Source organism: Blastococcus sp. DSM 46786 (genome assembly GCF_900109665.1).
Taxonomy (GTDB): Bacteria; Actinomycetota; Actinomycetes; order Mycobacteriales; family Geodermatophilaceae; genus Blastococcus; species Blastococcus carthaginiensis.
In genome coordinates this window covers 307,563-324,457 of record NZ_FOAO01000001.1, presented here as the reverse complement: position 1 = coordinate 324,457, position 16,895 = coordinate 307,563, and the positions used below count along the sequence as shown (strand labels likewise).

Below are 16,895 nucleotides of genomic sequence, written 5' to 3'. Positions count from 1 at the left end.
GCCGGCGGTGGAGCCGGGATCGCGGTCGCGCAGACTCCTGAGGTGCCCTCGTTCACCCTCTCCGTCGCGCTCCGGTCCTCCGCCCCGCTGGACGACGACGCCGTCGACGCCCTCCGCGCGGTGCTGCGGCCCGGTGACCCCGAGCTGCGGCTGTGGCGGGAGCCCGACCGCGCGGTGCTGCGCGTGAGCACCGAGTGCGAGGCCGAGGACCTCGATGCCGCCCTGGTGCTCGGCATGCAGCTGGCCGACGAGGTGGGCGAGGCCCGCCCCGGCCGGGTGTTCGAGGTGGCCGCGATGGGTGACGACGACTCGCAGGTCTGGCGCAGCGGCCCTTAGGCCCCGTCCGGAGGCTCGCCCTGAGCGTGCGAAGGGTGAGGAGGACGGGGTCCTTCTTCAGAGGCGGCCGCGGCCCTGGCGGAGCAGCATCATCCCGAGGGCGGCGCCGTCCGGGCCCAGCGCGGTGCGGAAGCGCGAGAGCACCTGCTGCTCGCGGGACAGCGAGAGCCGCGTCCCGCCGGACGCGGCGCGCAGCGCGCCGATCTGCTGGCTGATCTCCAGCCGGCGGCGCACCAGCTCGATGATCTCGGCGTCGCAGGCGTCGATCGCGCCGCGGAGCGCGCCGATCCGGTCGGCGGGGTCCTCGGGGGCGGTCGGGCCGGCCACGGTGGCGGCGGTGGAGGTGCTCATCGGGTTCCTCGGTGGTGTGGGGGCCGAGAGGTCCGAGAACGAGAAACGCCCCGGGCTCCTCGGGCCCGGGGCGTCTGTTGCGGCGTGTGCTCAGCCAGCGGTGACGGACACCGGATCCCGGTGGCCGTAGGCAAACTCGATCCTGACGAGGCTGACGGTGGCGAGCACGGTCCGGAGTCTGCCACAGCCCGGCCGCGGGGCACCACGGCCCGGACGTGGGACGGGTGGGGCGAGCGGTTCCGGGGCCGCGGGGACCGTCACCCGTCCGGCTTACAGTGGCACGGTCATGAGCAGCAGCCTCCAGCAGTCCCTCCCCGGCACCGCCGCCCTGCAGCGCTCCGCACCCGGATCGGTGGGGCGGGAGCTGGACCGGATGCTCGCCGGCCTCAACGGCCCGCAGCGCGACGCCGTCGTCCACGAGGGCAGCCCGCTGCTCATCGTCGCGGGCGCCGGGTCGGGCAAGACCCGCGTGCTCACCCACCGGATCGCCTACCTGCTGGGCGCCCGCGGGGTGCAGCCGGGGGAGATCCTGGCGATCACCTTCACCAACAAGGCCGCCGGCGAGATGAAGGAGCGGGTGGCCGCGCTCGTCGGCCCCCGGGCGCGGTCGATGTGGGTCTCGACCTTCCACTCGATGTGCGTGCGCATCCTGCGGGCCGAGGCCGCCAAGCTGGGCATGAAGTCGTCGTTCACGATCTACGACCAGGGCGACTCGATCCGGCTGATGACGATGGTCGCCCGCGACCTGGACCTCGACGCGAAGCGCTATCCCGGGCGCAGCCTGTCCAACCAGGTGTCCAACCTCAAGAACGAGCTCGTCGACGAGGAGTCGTTCAGCCCCCAGACGGCGCCGGAGAAGGTGCTCAAGGAGGCGTACACGCTCTACCAGCGGCGGCTGCGCGAGGCGCACGCCATGGACTTCGACGACCTGATCATGACGACGGTCCACCTGCTGCAGGCCTTTCCCGACGTCGCCGAGCACTACCGCCGCCGGTTCCGGCACGTGCTGGTCGACGAGTACCAGGACACCAACCACGCCCAGTACATGCTGGTGCGCGAGCTCGTCGGCGACGGCTCGGGGCCGGTGCCGATGGCCGAGCTGTGCGTCGTCGGCGACGCCGACCAGTCGATCTACGCGTTCCGGGGCGCGACCATCCGCAACATCGACGAGTTCGAGCGCGACTACCCGCAGGCCACCACGATCCTGCTGGAGCAGAACTACCGCTCCACCCAGCGCATCCTCAAGGCCGCGAACACGGTCATCGCCAAGAACACCGGCCGGCGGCCGAAGAACCTCTGGACCGACTCGGGCGACGGCGAGCTGATCGAGGGCTACGTCGCCGACAACGAGCACGACGAGGCCGCCTGGGTCGCCGAGCAGATCGACGCGCTGGTCGACGAGGGGAAGGCGCGACCGGCCGACATCGCGGTCTTCTACCGCACCAACAACGCCTCGCGCGTCTTCGAAGAGGTCTTCATCCGCGTCGGCATGCCGTACAAGGTCGTCGGCGGGGTGCGGTTCTACGAGCGCAAGGAGGTCCGCGATGCGCTGGCCTACCTGAAGCTGGTGGCGAACCCGGCCGACGTCGTGAGCCTGCGCCGGATCATCAACGTGCCCAAGCGCGGGATCGGCGACAAGGCCGAGTCGTGCATCGAGTCCTTCGCCGACCGGGAGCGCATCGCGTTCGGCTCCGCGCTGCGGCGGTGCTCGGAGATCGGTGAGCTGGCGACCCGCTCGCTCAAGGCGGTGCAGGAGTTCGTCGCGCTGCTCGAGGAGTTCGAGCAACTGGTCGAGACCGGCTCCGGTCCGGCGGCGCTGCTGGAGAGCATCCTCGACCGCACCGGCTACCTCGCCGAGCTGCAGGCCAGCACCGACCCCCAGGACGAGGGCCGGGTCGACAACCTCAACGAGCTCATCTCGGTGGCCGCCGAGTTCGAGGCGGCCAACCCCGGCGGCTCGGTCACCGACTTCCTGGAGCAGGTCTCGCTGGTCGCCGACGCCGACCAGATCCCGGTGTCGGGCGACGACGCCGGCGTGGTCACGCTGATGACCCTGCACACCGCCAAGGGGCTGGAGTTCCCGGTCGTCTTCCTCACCGGCATGGAGGACGGCGTCTTCCCGCACCTGCGGGCGCTGGGCGACCCGCGCGAGCTGGAGGAGGAGCGGCGGCTGGCCTACGTGGGCATCACGCGGGCGCGCCAGCGGCTGTTCATCTCGCGGGCGACGGTGCGCACCAGCTGGGGCCAGCCTGCCTACAACCCGCCGTCGCGGTTCCTCGACGAGATCCCCGCCGAGACGATCCACTGGGAGCGCACCGACCCGGTGCCCGCCCCCTCGACCGGGTACCGGTCGGCCCAGACGCGGGTGGCGGCGACCGGGCTGTCCACCGGCGGCCTGCGCGGCGGTGCCGGCAACCGGCAGATCATCTCCGTGGAGGTCGGCGACCGGGTCAGCCACGACGCCTTCGGGCTCGGCACCGTCGTCGAGGTCACCGGCGTGGCCGACAAGGCCCAGGCGACGGTCGACTTCGGCTCCGGTGGCACCAAGCGCCTCGTCCTCCGCTACGCCCCCCTCGTGAAGCTGTAGGGGGTCAGCCCTGTCCTGAGGAGTGGGGGCCGGAGGCCTCCGCGACCGAAGGACGAAGCGGCTCCGTCAGTCAGGGGACGGCACCTGGTCGCGGTGTCGTCCGGAGGACGACGGTGTCACGGATCCGGAGGATCCCCCGACGACCGGCAGGAAAGGGCTCAGCGCCCCAGGGGGACGGCACCTGGCCGCGGTGCGGCCCGGAGGGCCGCAGAGCAACTACACACCCACCCCGCGCTCGGCCAGCCAGGCCCGCGGGTCGATCGGGCGGCCGTCCATCCCGCCGCGGTGGATCTCGTAGTGCAGGTGGGGGCCGGTGGACTGGCCCTCGTTGCCGATCTTGGCGATCTGGTCGCCCGCGGTGACGAGGTCCCCGGCGGAGACGCTGTAGTAGCGCATGTGCCCGTAGATGTGCACGTTGCCGTCGGCGTCCTGGATGTAGACGGCGTTGCCGTAGCCCGAAGCGCGCCCGGCCCGGACGACGACGCCGTCGGTCGCGGCGAGGATGGGGGTGCCCAGCGGCGCGGCCAGGTCCAGGCCGTAGTGCATGGTGCCCCAGCGCCGGCAGAAGCAGGTGGTGAGCGTGCCCTGCGTCGGGGCCACGATCTTGGGCTGCCGGGCTGCGCGCGAGGCGGCGAGCTCGCTCAGCCGTGCCTGGGCCTCGGCCTCGGTGATGCCGCGGCGCGCGTCGGCGCCCTCGAGCCCGCCGGCGAAGCTGATCTCGGTGCTGACGCCGAGCCCGTAGTCGGAGGCTGAGCCGGAGACGTCCGCACGGTCGCCGGTGACGGCCGGGATGCCGGCGAGCACGGCACCGGCGACGAGCGCAGCGAGCCAGAGGTGGGCGCGGCGGCCCGGCGGGTGCGGCAGCCGGCGCCGCGCGCGGGGCTCGTCGGCGGTCGCAGGCTCGTCGGGGACGACGGTGGGGGCGGGTGCCGGGAGGGGGGCGCGGACCGGGCCCTCGACGGCGGCGCGGGGCCGGGGCACCACGACGACGTCGGACGGTGGTCCCTCCAGCACCTGGGCGCTGCTGCGAGTCACGGCGGACCTTCCCGGACGACTGGCCGGCGAGCGCCCGGAGGCGTCCGTCGGGGGGAGCGACGACGGCGAGGACGCCGGGAGTGGCGTCCGCCGGTCGTCCCGGCGCCGTGATCGGACCGTAACGATCCGTCATGGGTCGGCCAAGCACCCGACGCTGCGTGTCGTGACGTGTACGAGTCGTCACGTCGATGTGTCGACCCGGCGTGCGGGCGGCGCGGGTGATCAGGCGACGGCGGCGACCGGAGTGGTCATCGTGCCGGGTTCGCAGACGCCGGCGAGGGTGGCCGCCACCTCGTCGAGCACCCCGCGGTGCATCGGCAGCGACATGTGCCCGACGCCGCGGTAGAGCACGTTGCGCGCACGGAGGTCGGGGTGGTCGCACCGGCCCGAGCGGGTGGGGAGCACCATCTGGTCGAGATCGCTGTACAGGGCGGTGATGCGGGTCCGGCAGCCCGGCGCGGGCTCCTCCAGCTCCGCCAGCACCGGCGACCCGGGGCGCAGCTGACGGATGAGCGGCGTGGGCCCGATGTGGGCGAGGAGCGAACCCCGGTGCGGGGTGCCGAGGGTCACCAGCGTGTCGATCCGGCGGTCACCGCCCTGCCGCTGCACGTGGTAGCGCGCGATCAGCCCGCCGAGGCTGTGCCCGACGACGTGCACACGGTCGTGGCCGGTCTGCTCGCAGATCCGCTCGATGTGCTTCCCCAGGTCGGCGGCGCCGCGGGCGACGTCGGCGAGCAGCGGGCTGTAGTTCCAGGAGCAGACGGCGGCGAACCCGCGCCGGCGCAGGCTCCGCCGCATGACCGCGAAGACCGAGCGGTTGTCGACGAGCCCGTGCACCAGCAGCACGGGGGTGCGCGCCGCCAGCGGGTCGACGGCGAAGAGCGCCCGGGCCACCGGTGGCTGCTCGCCGGCGCGCTTGCCGGGGTAGGGGCGCAGCTGCTCCATGCGTGCACCCAGCGGGTACATGAGGACGTGCGCCCCGAGCCAGGCGAGCTCGGTCAGGCCACCGGTGAGCGCGGTCGGCGAACAGAGCGCGCGCAGGCCGCCTGGCGCGACCTCGGCATCGGCGGTCGTGTGCCACCCTGGAGCAGAGTCGAGCTCGCTCGATCGGCGCATGGCCGTTCTCCCCGTCTGGAGCCGTCCAGCGGGACCACGGGTTCGGGTCGTTCCGCCGGTGCATTGCTCCCGTGTGTGCTCCGTTCACCCGACGGTAAAGCCCCGATGTGTCGGGCGTCACACGATCGTCATCGTCGGCCGTCGATCGAGTCCTGTTCGTGACCACGCTGCCCAAGGGGGAACCGTGTCCACCCGCGACGACCGCGCCCGTACCGTCCGCACCGGGTCGACCGCCCGCAGAGGGACCGGCGCGTCGGCGCCCGACGCCTCGGCGGCGGGTGCGGAGGACCGGGTCGTCATCGGCACCGTGCCCCCCGCGGTGCGGCTCTGCGGCCTGCTGCTCGTGCTCGCCGGGCTGGCCGGCGTGCTCGCGGCCGTCCCCACCTACCTGGTGGTCGGCGGGGAGGAGCTGCGCCAGGTGCGCGGCGTCGGCGGGGCGCTCGCGACCCTGCTCGGACCCGCGGTCCATCTCGCGGTCGGTGCGACACTGCTGCGCCGGGCCGTGCCGAAGTTCGGCCTGGCCTACGCCGCCGTGGCCGGGGCGCTGGCCGTCGGCGAGCTGCTCATCGAGCTCTACCGGGGCAGCAGCTCGACCGCGCGGCCGGGGGTGGAGGTGCTCGCCGGTGAGCGGGTGCTGACCAGCAGCGTGCAGCTCGGGGCAGGCTGGGTGCTCGGGGTCGTCGCCCTGGTGCTCACCGTGCTGGCCGGCGTCGTCGGCGCGGCGGCGTGGGGGCGGACGGTGATGGAGGACCGCGGCCCCCTGGACCCGATCCGCTCGGTGCTGGCCGGCGCCGCGGTGCTGCTCGGGGTGGTCGCCGTCCTCAGCCTCGCGCTGCCGGCCGCCGACGTCCCTGAGCAGCTGCGCATCGACCCCGCCACCGGCATGCGCGTCGTCGTCATGCAGGAGGGGCCGCAGGCGCTGCTCGAGCGGCCGGGGCTCGCCCTGCTCGGCGGGCTGCTGCTGGCCGGCACCCTGCTGCTCTGCGCGGTCCTCGCGCCGTCGCTGCGCCCACGGCTGGCAGCGGTCGGCGGGCTGCTCGCCGTCGCCGTCACCGTGCTCCGCGCGGGGCTGGCGGGGGTGCGGGACGCCGCCTCGTCCGACGAGCTGGTCTGGACCGTCCCGGGTGCCGGCCTGGTCCTCGCAGGCCTCGGACTGCTGGGCCTGACGGCCGTCGCCTGGCGGGCGCGTCGCACCGCGGCGTGACCCGCGCCACTCCCGGGGGTCGTCGGCCCTAAGCTGCCAGCCGTGGTGGACGAACGCATCCGGGTGGTCATCGCCAAGCCGGGACTCGACGGGCACGACCGCGGCGCGAAGGTGGTCGCGCGTGCGCTGCGCGACGCCGGGATGGAGGTGGTCTACACCGGCCTGCACCAGACGCCGGAGCAGATCGTCGAGACGGTGGTGCAGGAGGACGCCGACGCCGTCGGGCTCTCGGTGCTCTCCGGCGCGCACATGACGCTGTTCGCGCGGCTCACCGAGCTGCTGCGGGAGCGCGGCGTCGACGACGTCGTCGTCTTCGGTGGCGGGATCATCCCGGAGGAGGACGTCCCCGAGCTCCGGCGCATCGGCGTCACCGGCATCTTCACCCCCGGTGCCACCACCACCGAGATCGTCGAGTGGGTGCGCGAGCACGTGGGCGAGCCCGCCGGTACCTGAGCCGGCAGGTCCCTTCCCGGCCCCCTGAGCGGGGCGTTCCCTGCTGCGGACGGGTGAGGTGCCGTGTGACGCACCCCACGCCCCGGCCCCGTCGGGAACGCCCGGGGCAGCGGTCCGGTTCCGGGCGGTCTACGGTGCCTGTTCGTGGATCTCTTCGAGTACCAGGCCCGTGACCTGTTGGCCTCGCACGGTGTCCCCGTGCTCCCCGGCGGCGTCGCCGAGACCCCCGAGCAGGCGGAGGCGATCGCCCGTGAGATCGGGCAGACCGTCGTCGTCAAGGCTCAGGTGAAGACCGGCGGCCGCGGCAAGGCCGGTGGCGTCAAGCTCGCCGACAACGCCGAGGACGCCAAGGCGCGCGCCCAGGACATCCTCGGGCTGGACATCAAGGGCCACATCACGCACCGCGTGATGGTCGCCCAGGCCAGCGACATCGCCGAGGAGTACTACTTCTCCTACCTGCTCGACCGGTCCAACCGCACCTTCCTGGCGATGGCCTCGAAGGAGGGCGGCGTGGAGATCGAGCAGCTCGCCGTCGAGCGCCCCGAGGCCCTCGCCCGCATCCCGATCGACGCGACCGTCGGCGTCGACAACCAGAAGGCCGCCGAGATCGTCGACGCCGCCGGGTTCCCCGCCGAGGTGCGGGACCAGGTCATCGCGATCGCCGTCCAGCTGTGGGACACCTTCGCCAAGGAGGACGCCACGCTGGTCGAGGTGAACCCGCTCGCCAAGGCCCCCGACGGCACGGTGCTCGCGCTGGACGCCAAGGTGACGCTCGACGAGAACGCCGGCTTCCGCCACGCCGAGCACGCCGCGCTCGAGGACGCCGCCTCCGCCGACCCGCTCGAGGCGCGGGCCAAGGAGAAGGACCTCAACTACGTCAAGCTCGAGGGCGAGGTCGGGATCATCGGCAACGGCGCCGGCCTGGTCATGAGCACCCTGGACGTCGTCGCCTACGCCGGTGAGGAGTTCGGCGGCGTCAAGCCGGCCAACTTCCTCGACATCGGCGGCGGCGCCTCGGCCGAGGTGATGGCCAACGGCCTGGAGATCATCCTTTCCGACCCCGCCGTCAAGAGCGTGTTCGTCAACGTCTTCGGGGGCATCACGGCCTGCGACGCAGTGGCGAACGGCATCGTCTCCGCGCTGAGCATCCTCGGTGACGAGGCCACCAAGCCGCTCGTCGTCCGCCTCGACGGCAACAACGTCGAGGAGGGCCGGCGGATCCTCGCCGAGGCCAACCACCCGCTGGTCACCCTGGTCGACACGATGGACGGCGCCGCGCGCCGGGCCGCCGAGCTCGCCGCCGCCTGAACGCCCCGCAGACAGGACTGAAGAGATGTCGATCTTCCTCAACGAGAACAGCAAGGTCATCGTCCAGGGCATGACCGGCTCCGAGGGCATGAAGCACACGCAGCGCATGCTCGCCTCGGGCACCGCGATCGTCGGTGGCGTCAACCCGCGCAAGGCCGGCCAGTCCGTCGACTTCGACGGCACGAGCGTGCCGGTGTTCGGCGGCGTCGCCGAGGCCATGAAGGAGACCGGCGCCGACGTCAGCGTCATCTTCGTGCCGCCGCCGTTCGCAAAGGCCGCCGTCATCGAGGCCGTGGATGCCCAGGTCGGGCTCGCCGTGGTCATCACCGAGGGCATCCCGGTGCACGACTCGACCTACTTCTGGGCGCACGCCCAGGGTGGCTCGACCCGGATCATCGGCCCCAACTGCCCCGGCCTGATCAGCCCCGGGCGCAGCAACGCCGGCATCATCCCGGCCAACATCACCAAGCAGGGCAAGATCGGCCTGGTGTCGAAGTCGGGCACGCTGACCTACCAGATGATGTACGAGCTGCGGGACATCGGCTTCTCCACGGCGATCGGCATCGGTGGCGACCCGGTCATCGGCACCACGCACATCGACGCGCTCCAGGCGTTCCAGGAGGACCCGGAGACCGAGGCGATCGTGATGATCGGCGAGATCGGTGGCGACGCCGAGGAGCGGGCCGCCGACTTCGTCAAGGCCAACGTCAGCAAGCCGGTCGTCGGCTACGTCGCCGGCTTCACCGCGCCCGAGGGCAAGACGATGGGCCACGCCGGCGCCATCGTCTCCGGCTCGGCCGGCACCGCCCAGGCGAAGAAGGAGGCCCTCGAGGCCGCCGGTGTGCGCGTGGGCAAGACGCCGTCGGAGACGGCGCAGCTCATGCGCGAGATCGTCGGCTAGCGGGTTCCGCACCCCTGACCGACCCGCTGCCCGGTGACCGTCCTGGTCGCCGGGCAGCGGTGCGTCCGGGGTGTGGGAGGTGTGGGCACCGGCGCGCCGTTGCGCGCATCTCGCCCCGACCGCCACGATCGATGCGCACCCGTTCCGTCCGGAGGAGATCACCGTGACCGCGAGCCAGCCCCCGCAGCCGCCCGAGGGTGGCCGACCTCCCGCGGGTGCCCAGCCGCCCGAGGGGCAGGCGCACGAGGCCCCGCGGGCGGCGGAGCCGGGGGAGCAGCAGCACGGCCGGTCACCGCAGGAGCAGCCCGGGTACGGCCAGGGGGAGCCCGCGTACGGCCAGGACCGGTTCGCGCAGCCGGGGTACGGGCAGCCGCCGTCCGGTCAGCCGCCCTACGGTCACCCCCCGTACGGGCAGCAGCCCTACGGCCAGCCCGGGTACGGCCAGCCCGGGTACGGCCAGCCCCAGTACGGGCAACCGCCGTACGGGCAGCAGCCCGGGTACGGCCAGCCCGCGTACGGGCAGCCGCCGTTCGGGCAGCCCCCGTACGGCCCGCCGGGCTACGGCGGCTACGGGCAGCCGCCCTCCGCGGGGCCCGCGCAGGGCTACGGGCAGCAGCCCTACGGTCCGCCGGCCCCCGTTCCACCCGGTTACGGGCCGCCGGCGTACGGCCCCGGGTACCCCGCCGGGCGGCCGCCGGGTGGCGCGGAGTTCTCCTTCGAGCCCAGGCGGCTCGCCTGGCCCGACCTCGCCGTCGCAGGGGGCACGCTGCTGTTCCTGCTCGTCGGGTTCCTGCCCTGGTGGCGGTTCGGCGACGCGACGTTCGGCGTGACGTTCAGCGGCTTCGAGGACGGCATGGTCGTGGCCGCCTTCACCCTCTTCCTGCTGGCGACGGCGTGGGCGGTCCTCCCGGCGTTCGTGCGGACGACGCCGAGCTTCCCGCGCTCCGGGCTGACCGCCGGCCTGGCCGGTCTCGGGCTGGTCCTCACGCTGTTCTCCTGGCTGGACACCCTGCGGTACGCCTTCTCCTTCTGGGCCCTGCTGGGCTTCCTCACCGCCGTCGGCATCACCGTGGTCGCGGTGCTCGCCCTGCGCCGGGAGCTACGGGAGCGCCCCGCGCGACCGGCCGGCCCGCAGCACGGCGGGCCGTGGCCGGGCCAGCCCTACCCCTGGCCCCCGGCCGGCCAGCCCTGGACGCCGGGGCAGCAGCCCTACCCGCAGCAGCAGGCTTGGCCGCAGCAGCCGGCTCGACCCGGGTCCGAGGAGCCACCGGGACCGGGCACCGGCGGAACCGGTGGCGCCACCGCCTCCGGCGAGGGCCCGGACACCACGCAGAGCGATCGTCCCGGCACGGACACCTGATCGGCGTCCCGGCGCGGCTGCTCCAGGACGGACCGCTCCGGCGCGTGCGCCGGACATCGGCCGCGCCGGCTTGGGACAGTGGGGAGGTGGTCCCGCTGCTCGCACGCCTGCCCTTCCGGCGGGACGACGGGCCGGCGGCCCGATCCGCACCGCCCGCCGTCCTGGCGGCCCTCGCCGCGGCCGCCGTCACCGTGGCCGGCCTCGCCGGCCTGTGGCTGGCGCTGGTGGTCGTGCAGACCCTCGACCCGGGCGGCGGCATGTCGGCCGGGAGCTCGGCGGCCCTGGGCACCCGGCTGTGGCTGCTCGCGCACGGGGCCGAGCTCCGGCCGGCCTCGGGCTCCCTGGCGCTGGCTCCGCTGCTGCTGACCCTGCTCGCGGCCCGCGGTCTGTCGTGGGCCGGGCGGGTCGCCGTCCGGGTCCTGGACGACGGGGCACCGGGCGGGGTCGTGCTGCGCGCGGGGGCCACCGTCGTGGTCGTGCACCTGGCGCTCACCTGGCTGCTGGCCCTCCTGGTCGACGACGTGACGGCGGGCACCGGCTGGCCGCGCACGCTGCTGGTCCCCGCCGGCCTGGTGCTGCTCGCCGTGGGGTGGGGCGCCGGCCGCGAGTCCGGGTTCGCCGACGCCGCGTTGGACCGGCTGCCCGGCGCCGCCCGCCCGGTGCTCCGCGGGGTCCTCGCCGGGCTGCTGACCGCGCTGGCCCTGGCCTTCGTCGTCGTCGCGGTGGCCCTGGCCGGCGACGCCTCGGGGTACGCGGCGCTGTCGGGCGCACTCGGCGGGGCGGGGGCGGGCGCCCTCGGGCTGCTCGGCCTCAGCGCGCTCTACCTGCCCAATGCGGCGGTCGCGGTGCTCGGGCTGGCCGCCGGCCCGGGCTTCTCCGTGGGCACCGGCACGCTGGTGTCGGTGCACGGCGTCACCCTCGGCAGCGTGCCGGCGCTGCCGCTGCTCGCGGCGCTGCCGGACACGCAGGCGGTGCCGCTGGTCGCCTTCGTCTCGCAGGTCGTCCCCGCCGTGGCCGGGCTGGTGGCCGGCGTGACCGTGGGCCGGTGGTTCACCGACCGGGACGGCGGCTCGGTCGTCGCCGGGCTCGCGGGGGTGCTGGCCGGGGCGCTGCTCGGCCTGCTCGCCGGGCTGCTCGCCTGGGCCGCGGGAGGTGCCCTCGGCGACGGAGCGCTGGCCCAGGTCGGCGCCCCACCGGTGGCCACCGGCATCGCGTTCGCGGCGCAGGCGGCGATCGCCGCGGCGCTGGCCGCCGCCACCACCCGGTGGCGGGCGCTGGGCTGAAAGAGGACCCCCTCGCCCCCCACCGCTCGCACGCTCGCGGCGGGCCCCTGCGCGGGGGCCGAGCGCGGGGGTCCTTATAGGGTCGGCACCGTGCCCGCCGCCGAGCCTGCCGCCCGGGCGAGGACCGTCGTCCTGCTGTCGGGAACCGGGTCGCTGTGCGCCGCCCTCCTCGAGGCTGCCGACGACCGCGGGTACCCGGCCGAGGTGGTCGCCGTCGGCGCCGACCGCCAGGCCCCGGGGCTCGAGCACGCCCGCCGGCGCGGGCTCCCCACGTTCGTCTGCGCGCTCGGCGACCACCCCGACCGGGCGGCCTGGGACCGCGCGCTGGCCGACCGGATCGCCGCGTTCGCCCCCGGCCTCGTCGTCTCGGCCGGCTTCATGAAGATCGTCGGGCCGGCGGTGCTGGACGCGTTCGAGGGCCGGCTGCTCAACACCCACCCGGCGCTGCTCCCGGCGTTCCCCGGCGCGCACGCGGTCCGCGACGCCCTGGCGGCCGGCGCGACGGTGACCGGCTCCACCGTGCACCTGGTCGACGCCGGCGTCGACACCGGCCCGGTGCTCGCGCAGCGCGAGGTGCCCGTGCTGCCCGGGGACGACGAGGCGACGCTGCACGAACGGATCAAGCACGTGGAGCGCCAGCTCCTGGTGGAGACGGTGGCGGCGTTCGCCGCCGCACCCCCGACCACCCCGCCCCGGACGAGGAAGAGCACCTGATGAGCGACCGCACCCCGATCCGCCGCGCCCTGCTGGGCGTCTACGACAAGTCCGGCGTCGAGGAGCTGGCCCGCGGGCTGGCCGCCGCCGGCGTGGAGCTGGTCAGCACCGGTGCCACCGCGCGCCGGATCGCCGACGCCGGCGTGCCGGTCACGCCCGTCGAGCAGGTCACCGGCTTCCCCGAGTGCCTGGACGGCCGGGTCAAGACGCTGCACCCGGCCGTGCACGCGGGCATCCTGGCCGACCGGCGCAAGGACGAGCACGTCGCACAGCTCGCGGAGCTCGGCATCGCCCCGTTCGACCTGGTGGTCGTCAACCTCTACCCCTTCACCGAGACCGTCGCCTCCGGCGCCGCCTCCGACGAGTGCGTGGAGCAGATCGACATCGGCGGCCCGGCGATGGTGCGCGCCGCGGCCAAGAACCACCCGTCGGTCGCCGTCGTCGTCGACCCGGCCCGGTACGACGACGTCCTCGCCGCGGTGACCGCCGGCGGGTTCACCCTGGCCGAGCGGCAGCGGCTGGCCGCCGCCGCGTTCCGGCACACCGCCTCCTACGACGTCGCCGTCGCCTCGTGGATGGGCAGCGTGCTCGCCCCCGACGACGAGAGCGGCTTCCCCGCCTGGGCCGGGGGGACCTGGGAGCGGGCCGACGTCCTCCGCTACGGGGAGAACCCGCACCAGGCGGCCGCGCTGTACCGCTCCGACCGGCCGGGCCTCGCGCACGCCGAGCAGCTGCACGGCAAGCAGATGTCCTACAACAACTACGTCGACACCGACGCCGCCTGGCGGGCCGCGCACGACCACGACGAGCCGTGCGTGGCGATCATCAAGCACGCCAACCCGTGCGGCATCGCCGTCGGCGCGGACGTCGCCGCGGCCCACCGCAAGGCGCACGCCTGCGACCCGGTGTCGGCGTTCGGCGGCGTCATCGCGACCAACCGCGAGGTCGACCTGACCATGGCCGAGCAGGTGGCCGAGGTGTTCACCGAGGTGGTGGTGGCCCCCGGCTTCACCGACGACGCGGTCGCCGTGCTGACGGGGAAGAAGAACATCCGGCTGCTGCGGCTGCCGCACCTGCCGGAGACCGGCGTGGAGCAGCGCCCGATCAGCGGCGGGCTGCTGCTGCAGACGCGGGACCGCATCGACGCCACCGGCGACGACCCCACCACCTGGACCCTCGCCACCGGTGAGCCGCTGGACGCCGCGGGCCTCGACGACCTCGTCTTCGCCTGGCGGGCGGTGCGCGCGGTGAAGAGCAACGCGATCCTGCTGGCCCACGACCGGGCCACCGTCGGCGTCGGCATGGGGCAGGTCAACCGGGTCGACTCGGCGCGGCTCGCGGTCGCGCGGGCGGGGGAGCGGGCCGCCGGGGCGGTCGCCGCCTCCGACGCGTTCTTCCCCTTCGCCGACGGGCTCCAGGTGCTGCTCGACGCCGGCGTGCGCGCCGTCGTCCAGCCCGGCGGGTCGGTGCGCGACGAGGAGGTCGTGGCCGCGGCGGCCGCCGCGGGTGTGCCGCTCTACCTGACCGGCACCCGGCACTTCGCCCACTGAAAGGACCCCGTGCCCCCCACACCTCGCAGGCTCGGCGCGGGTCCCCACACGGGGCCGCGGACGTTCTCGTCGCGCCCGCACGTGCGCCCACCGGAGCCGGGGGCGCACGTGGTCGGGGCCGATTTCGCCCGGGTGGACTGGTGGGGCGTGGAGCTCGACGGCGTCACCTTCACCCGGTGCCGCTTCGACGACGCCGGCCTCGAGGAGCTGGTCACCCGCCGGTGCGTGTTCGAGGAGTGCGTGCTCACCGGGGTGCGCATGGGCGGTTCGCGGCACCTCGGGACGGCGTTCCTCTCCTGCCGCTTCGACCGGGCGCGGCTGTTCGACACCACCCTCGACGGCTGCAAGCTCACCGGGTCGCAGTTCCTCGGCGCGCAGCTGCGGCCGCTCACGGCCGTCGACTGCGACTGGTCGTGGACGTCGCTGCGCGGGGTCGACCTCTCGGCGCTGCAGCTCGCCGGGCAGCGGTTCCGGGAGGCCGACCTCACCGACGCCGACCTGCGCGGCACCGACCTCAGCTCGGCCGACCTGGACCGTGCGCGGCTGCAGAACGCCAAGCTGCGGGGGGCCGATCTGCGCGGCGCCTCCACCGACGAGGTGAACTGGCGCTCCTTCGAGCTGACCGACGTCCGGATCGACGCCGCGCAGGCGGTGCAGTTCGCCCACGCCCACGGCGCCGTCGTGGCCGACTGAGGAGATCGCGAACACCGGCAGGTGTGGACCGGTCGCGGGGCCCGGAGGGTTCCCGACCGGGACACGGGCAACGGCTCCGCGCAGCAGGGGGACGGCTCGTGGCCGCGGTGCGGTCCGGAGGACCGCGGTGTCATCGCGGTGCGGTCCGGAGGACCGCGATGTCATGGCGGTGTCATCCGGAGGATGACGACGTGCTCAGTACCGCGGGCCGGTCAGCACGGCCTTGAGCGCGCCGAGCAGGCCGAGGACGGCGACGGCGATCCCGCACCAGAAACCGGGGCCGAAGAAGCCGAGGTCCCAGCCGGCGTCGACCAGCGGCACGAGCACCGCGGCCGTGACGACGCCGCTGACCACCAGCGCCAGCAGCCCCACGAACCGGTGGCTGCGGGCGGGCAGCCACAGCGCGATGCCGAGGAGGAGCAGCACGCCGCCGCCGAGCACGATGGCCAGCGGCTGCCACCCGCCGTCGTCGAGCACCTGCCCGAGGTCGTCGAACGCGTCGCGCACCAGCGCCCAGCCGCTGCCGTCGCGGTCGCGCAGCCAGTCCAGCGGCAGGCTGACGGCGGCGGCGATCCCCGCGAGGATGAGCAGCAGCCCGCCCAGGCTCTCCGGTCCGCGGAAGGCCACCGGGCGGTCGGAGTACGCGGGGTCGGTCGCCGCCGGGCCGGTGCCGGACGACGCGGATGCGCCGGCCGGGGTGTGGTCGCTCATCGCGCACCTCCGCGGATCGCCGGGGCCGGGCGCCCCGTGGTCTTCGACCCTAGGGCCGCGCCGACACCGGCGGGACCCGTTCGGGCAGACTGTCGGCGTGCCCGCGACGATCCTGGACGGCAAGGCCACCGCTGCGGCGATCCGCGCCGAGCTGACCGAACGCGTGGCAGCTCTCGCCGCGGCCGGTCACCGGCCCGGTCTCGGCACCCTGCTGGTGGGGGACGACCCCGGCAGCCGGTGGTACGTCAACGCCAAGCACTCGGACTGCGCCGAGGTGGGCATCGCCAGCATCCAGCGCGAGCTGCCGGCCACCGCCACCGAGGCCGACGTGCTGGCCATCGTGGCCGAGCTCAACGCCGACCCCGACTGCACCGGCTACATCGTGCAGCTGCCGCTGCCGGCGGGCATCGAGGAGAGCCGGGTCCTGGAGGCCATGGACCCGGCCAAGGACGCCGACGGCCTGCACCCGGTCAACCTCGGCCGCCTCGTCCTCAACGTGCCCGGGCCGCTGCCGTGCACGCCGGTGGGCATCGTGGAGCTGCTGCGCCGCTACGGGGTGCCGATCGCCGGCGCCGAGGTGGTCGTCATCGGCCGCGGCATCACGGTCGGCCGGCCGCTGGGCCTGCTGCTCACCCGGCGGACCGAGAACGCGACGGTGACCCTCTGCCACACCGGCACCCGCGACCTCGCGGCCCACGTGCGCTCGGCGGACGTCGTGGTCGCCGCCGCCGGGGTACCCGGGCTGATCACCGCCGGCATGGTCAAGCCCGGCGCCGCCGTCCTGGACGTGGGCGTGAGCCGGGTCGACGGGAAGATCGCCGGGGACGTCGCCAAGGACGTCGTCGACGTCGCCGGCCACGTGGCGCCCAACCCCGGCGGGGTGGGGCCGATGACGCGGGCGATGCTGCTGCAGAACGTGGTGCTCGCCGCCGAGCGGGCCGCCGCGCTCGAGGCCCTCTCGGCCTGACCGTGAGCCGCCCGCCGCTCTACGTCCGCCGGCCCTTCCTCGCCGGGCTCCTGCGGCAGCTGCCGCTGCTGGCGGTGCTGGTCGTGGTGGCGATCGGGCTGCTGCTCGTCACCTTCGAGCACTGGCGCTGGGGCCTGGTGGTTCTCGGGACGTCGCTGGTGGGCGCCGCGCTGCTGCGGCTGCTGCTGCCGGTGCGGCGGGTCGGCTTCCTCGCCGTCCGCAGCCGCGCGGTCGACGTCGTCCTGCTCGCCGGGGCGGGGATCACCCTCGCCGCCGTCGCGCTGGCCATCCCGGCGACGTGAGCGCACCCGGGGCGGCGCGGCACG

The 16,895-nt window shown here is 74.8% G+C and carries 17 protein-coding genes; 13 read left to right on the top strand and 4 right to left on the bottom strand.

Annotated elements, in window-relative coordinates:
- Positions 1-42: 42 nt before the first annotated feature.
- The gene (locus BMW62_RS01520; RefSeq protein ID WP_091929049.1) at positions 43-336 is read left to right on the top strand and encodes a hypothetical protein; all 294 of its coding nucleotides are present in this window, start codon (positions 43-45) and stop codon (positions 334-336) included.
- 57 nt (positions 337-393) lie between these two features.
- Here BMW62_RS01520 and BMW62_RS01515 read toward each other — a convergent pair whose 3' ends face one another.
- Positions 394-687 carry a chorismate mutase gene (locus BMW62_RS01515; protein WP_091929048.1) on the bottom strand — a complete coding sequence of 98 codons (294 nt, stop codon included), beginning with the start codon at positions 685-687 and terminating at the stop codon, positions 394-396.
- A 286-nt stretch (positions 688-973) separates the two neighbouring features.
- Here BMW62_RS01515 and pcrA point away from each other — a divergent pair, with 286 nt between their 5' ends.
- Positions 974-3,274, top strand: coding sequence for a DNA helicase PcrA (pcrA, locus tag BMW62_RS01510; RefSeq protein WP_091929047.1), 2,301 nt, complete (start codon positions 974-976; stop codon positions 3,272-3,274).
- A 216-nt stretch (positions 3,275-3,490) separates the two neighbouring features.
- On the opposite strand, the gene BMW62_RS01505 is transcribed toward pcrA, so the two are convergent.
- Both BMW62_RS01505 and BMW62_RS01500 read right to left on the bottom strand, forming a co-directional pair.
- Complete coding sequence (locus BMW62_RS01505; RefSeq protein ID WP_091929046.1) at positions 3,491-4,309, bottom strand: M23 family metallopeptidase; 819 nt, start codon at positions 4,307-4,309, stop codon at positions 3,491-3,493.
- Between the two features lie 222 nt (positions 4,310-4,531).
- Positions 4,532-5,425: an esterase/lipase family protein gene (locus tag BMW62_RS01500; protein WP_091929045.1), complete on the bottom strand. Its 894-nt coding sequence runs from the start codon at positions 5,423-5,425 to the stop codon at positions 4,532-4,534.
- A gap of 184 nt (positions 5,426-5,609) precedes the next feature.
- Between BMW62_RS01500 and BMW62_RS01495 the strand changes: the two genes are divergently transcribed.
- The 9 genes from BMW62_RS01495 (at position 5,610) to BMW62_RS01455 (ending at position 14,891) form a co-directional block, all read left to right on the top strand.
- On the top strand, positions 5,610-6,629 hold the full coding sequence (locus tag BMW62_RS01495; RefSeq protein ID WP_244523770.1) for a hypothetical protein: 1,020 nt from the start codon (positions 5,610-5,612) through the stop codon (positions 6,627-6,629).
- 45 nt (positions 6,630-6,674) lie between these two features.
- Positions 6,675-7,082, top strand: coding sequence for a cobalamin B12-binding domain-containing protein (locus BMW62_RS01490; protein ID WP_091929171.1), 408 nt, complete (start codon positions 6,675-6,677; stop codon positions 7,080-7,082).
- Positions 7,083-7,226: 144 nt separating this feature from the next.
- The gene (gene sucC, locus BMW62_RS01485) at positions 7,227-8,390 is read left to right on the top strand and encodes an ADP-forming succinate--CoA ligase subunit beta (RefSeq protein WP_091929044.1); all 1,164 of its coding nucleotides are present in this window, start codon (positions 7,227-7,229) and stop codon (positions 8,388-8,390) included.
- Between the two features lie 25 nt (positions 8,391-8,415).
- A complete protein-coding gene (gene sucD, locus BMW62_RS01480; protein ID WP_091929043.1) occupies positions 8,416-9,291 on the top strand; it encodes a succinate--CoA ligase subunit alpha in 876 nt (291 codons plus the stop codon).
- A 163-nt stretch (positions 9,292-9,454) separates the two neighbouring features.
- Positions 9,455-10,651: a hypothetical protein gene (locus BMW62_RS23380; protein WP_139206159.1), complete on the top strand. Its 1,197-nt coding sequence runs from the start codon at positions 9,455-9,457 to the stop codon at positions 10,649-10,651.
- 86 nt (positions 10,652-10,737) lie between these two features.
- A complete protein-coding gene (locus BMW62_RS01470) occupies positions 10,738-11,934 on the top strand; it encodes a cell division protein PerM (protein WP_091929041.1) in 1,197 nt (398 codons plus the stop codon).
- A gap of 90 nt (positions 11,935-12,024) precedes the next feature.
- Complete coding sequence (purN, locus tag BMW62_RS01465; RefSeq protein ID WP_091929040.1) at positions 12,025-12,648, top strand: phosphoribosylglycinamide formyltransferase; 624 nt, start codon at positions 12,025-12,027, stop codon at positions 12,646-12,648.
- Positions 12,648-14,198 carry a bifunctional phosphoribosylaminoimidazolecarboxamide formyltransferase/IMP cyclohydrolase gene (gene purH, locus BMW62_RS01460; protein WP_091929039.1) on the top strand — a complete coding sequence of 517 codons (1,551 nt, stop codon included), beginning with the start codon at positions 12,648-12,650 and terminating at the stop codon, positions 14,196-14,198. Before purN ends, purH begins: the two co-directional genes overlap by 1 nt.
- 81 nt (positions 14,199-14,279) lie before the next feature.
- Complete coding sequence (locus BMW62_RS01455; protein WP_244523769.1) at positions 14,280-14,891, top strand: pentapeptide repeat-containing protein; 612 nt, start codon at positions 14,280-14,282, stop codon at positions 14,889-14,891.
- A 195-nt stretch (positions 14,892-15,086) separates the two neighbouring features.
- On the opposite strand, the gene BMW62_RS01450 is transcribed toward BMW62_RS01455, so the two are convergent.
- Positions 15,087-15,602 (bottom strand): hypothetical protein, encoded by a 516-nt coding sequence (locus tag BMW62_RS01450; RefSeq protein WP_091929037.1) that lies wholly within the window; start codon positions 15,600-15,602, stop codon positions 15,087-15,089.
- A gap of 97 nt (positions 15,603-15,699) precedes the next feature.
- Between BMW62_RS01450 and BMW62_RS01445 the strand changes: the two genes are divergently transcribed.
- Entirely contained in the window at positions 15,700-16,569 is an 870-nt protein-coding gene (locus BMW62_RS01445) for a bifunctional methylenetetrahydrofolate dehydrogenase/methenyltetrahydrofolate cyclohydrolase (RefSeq protein WP_091929036.1), read from the top strand.
- A 2-nt stretch (positions 16,570-16,571) separates the two neighbouring features.
- Entirely contained in the window at positions 16,572-16,871 is a 300-nt protein-coding gene (locus BMW62_RS01440; RefSeq protein WP_091929035.1) for a DUF3017 domain-containing protein, read from the top strand.
- Positions 16,872-16,895: the final 24 nt, after the last annotated feature.

Bases quoted from the DNA above. Each gene is read 5' to 3' on its own strand.
- BMW62_RS01515 (WP_091929048.1), bottom strand. From the start codon at position 687: ATGAGCACCTCCACCGCCGCCACCGTGGCCGGCCCGACCGCCCCCGAG.
- pcrA (WP_091929047.1), top strand. From the start codon at position 974: ATGAGCAGCAGCCTCCAGCAGTCCCTCCCCGGCACCGCCGCCCTGCAG.
- BMW62_RS01500 (WP_091929045.1), bottom strand. From the start codon at position 5,425: ATGCGCCGATCGAGCGAGCTCGACTCTGCTCCAGGGTGGCACACGACC.
- sucD (WP_091929043.1), top strand. From the start codon at position 8,416: ATGTCGATCTTCCTCAACGAGAACAGCAAGGTCATCGTCCAGGGCATG.
- purH (WP_091929039.1), top strand. From the start codon at position 12,648: ATGAGCGACCGCACCCCGATCCGCCGCGCCCTGCTGGGCGTCTACGAC.
- BMW62_RS01450 (WP_091929037.1), bottom strand. From the start codon at position 15,602: ATGAGCGACCACACCCCGGCCGGCGCATCCGCGTCGTCCGGCACCGGC.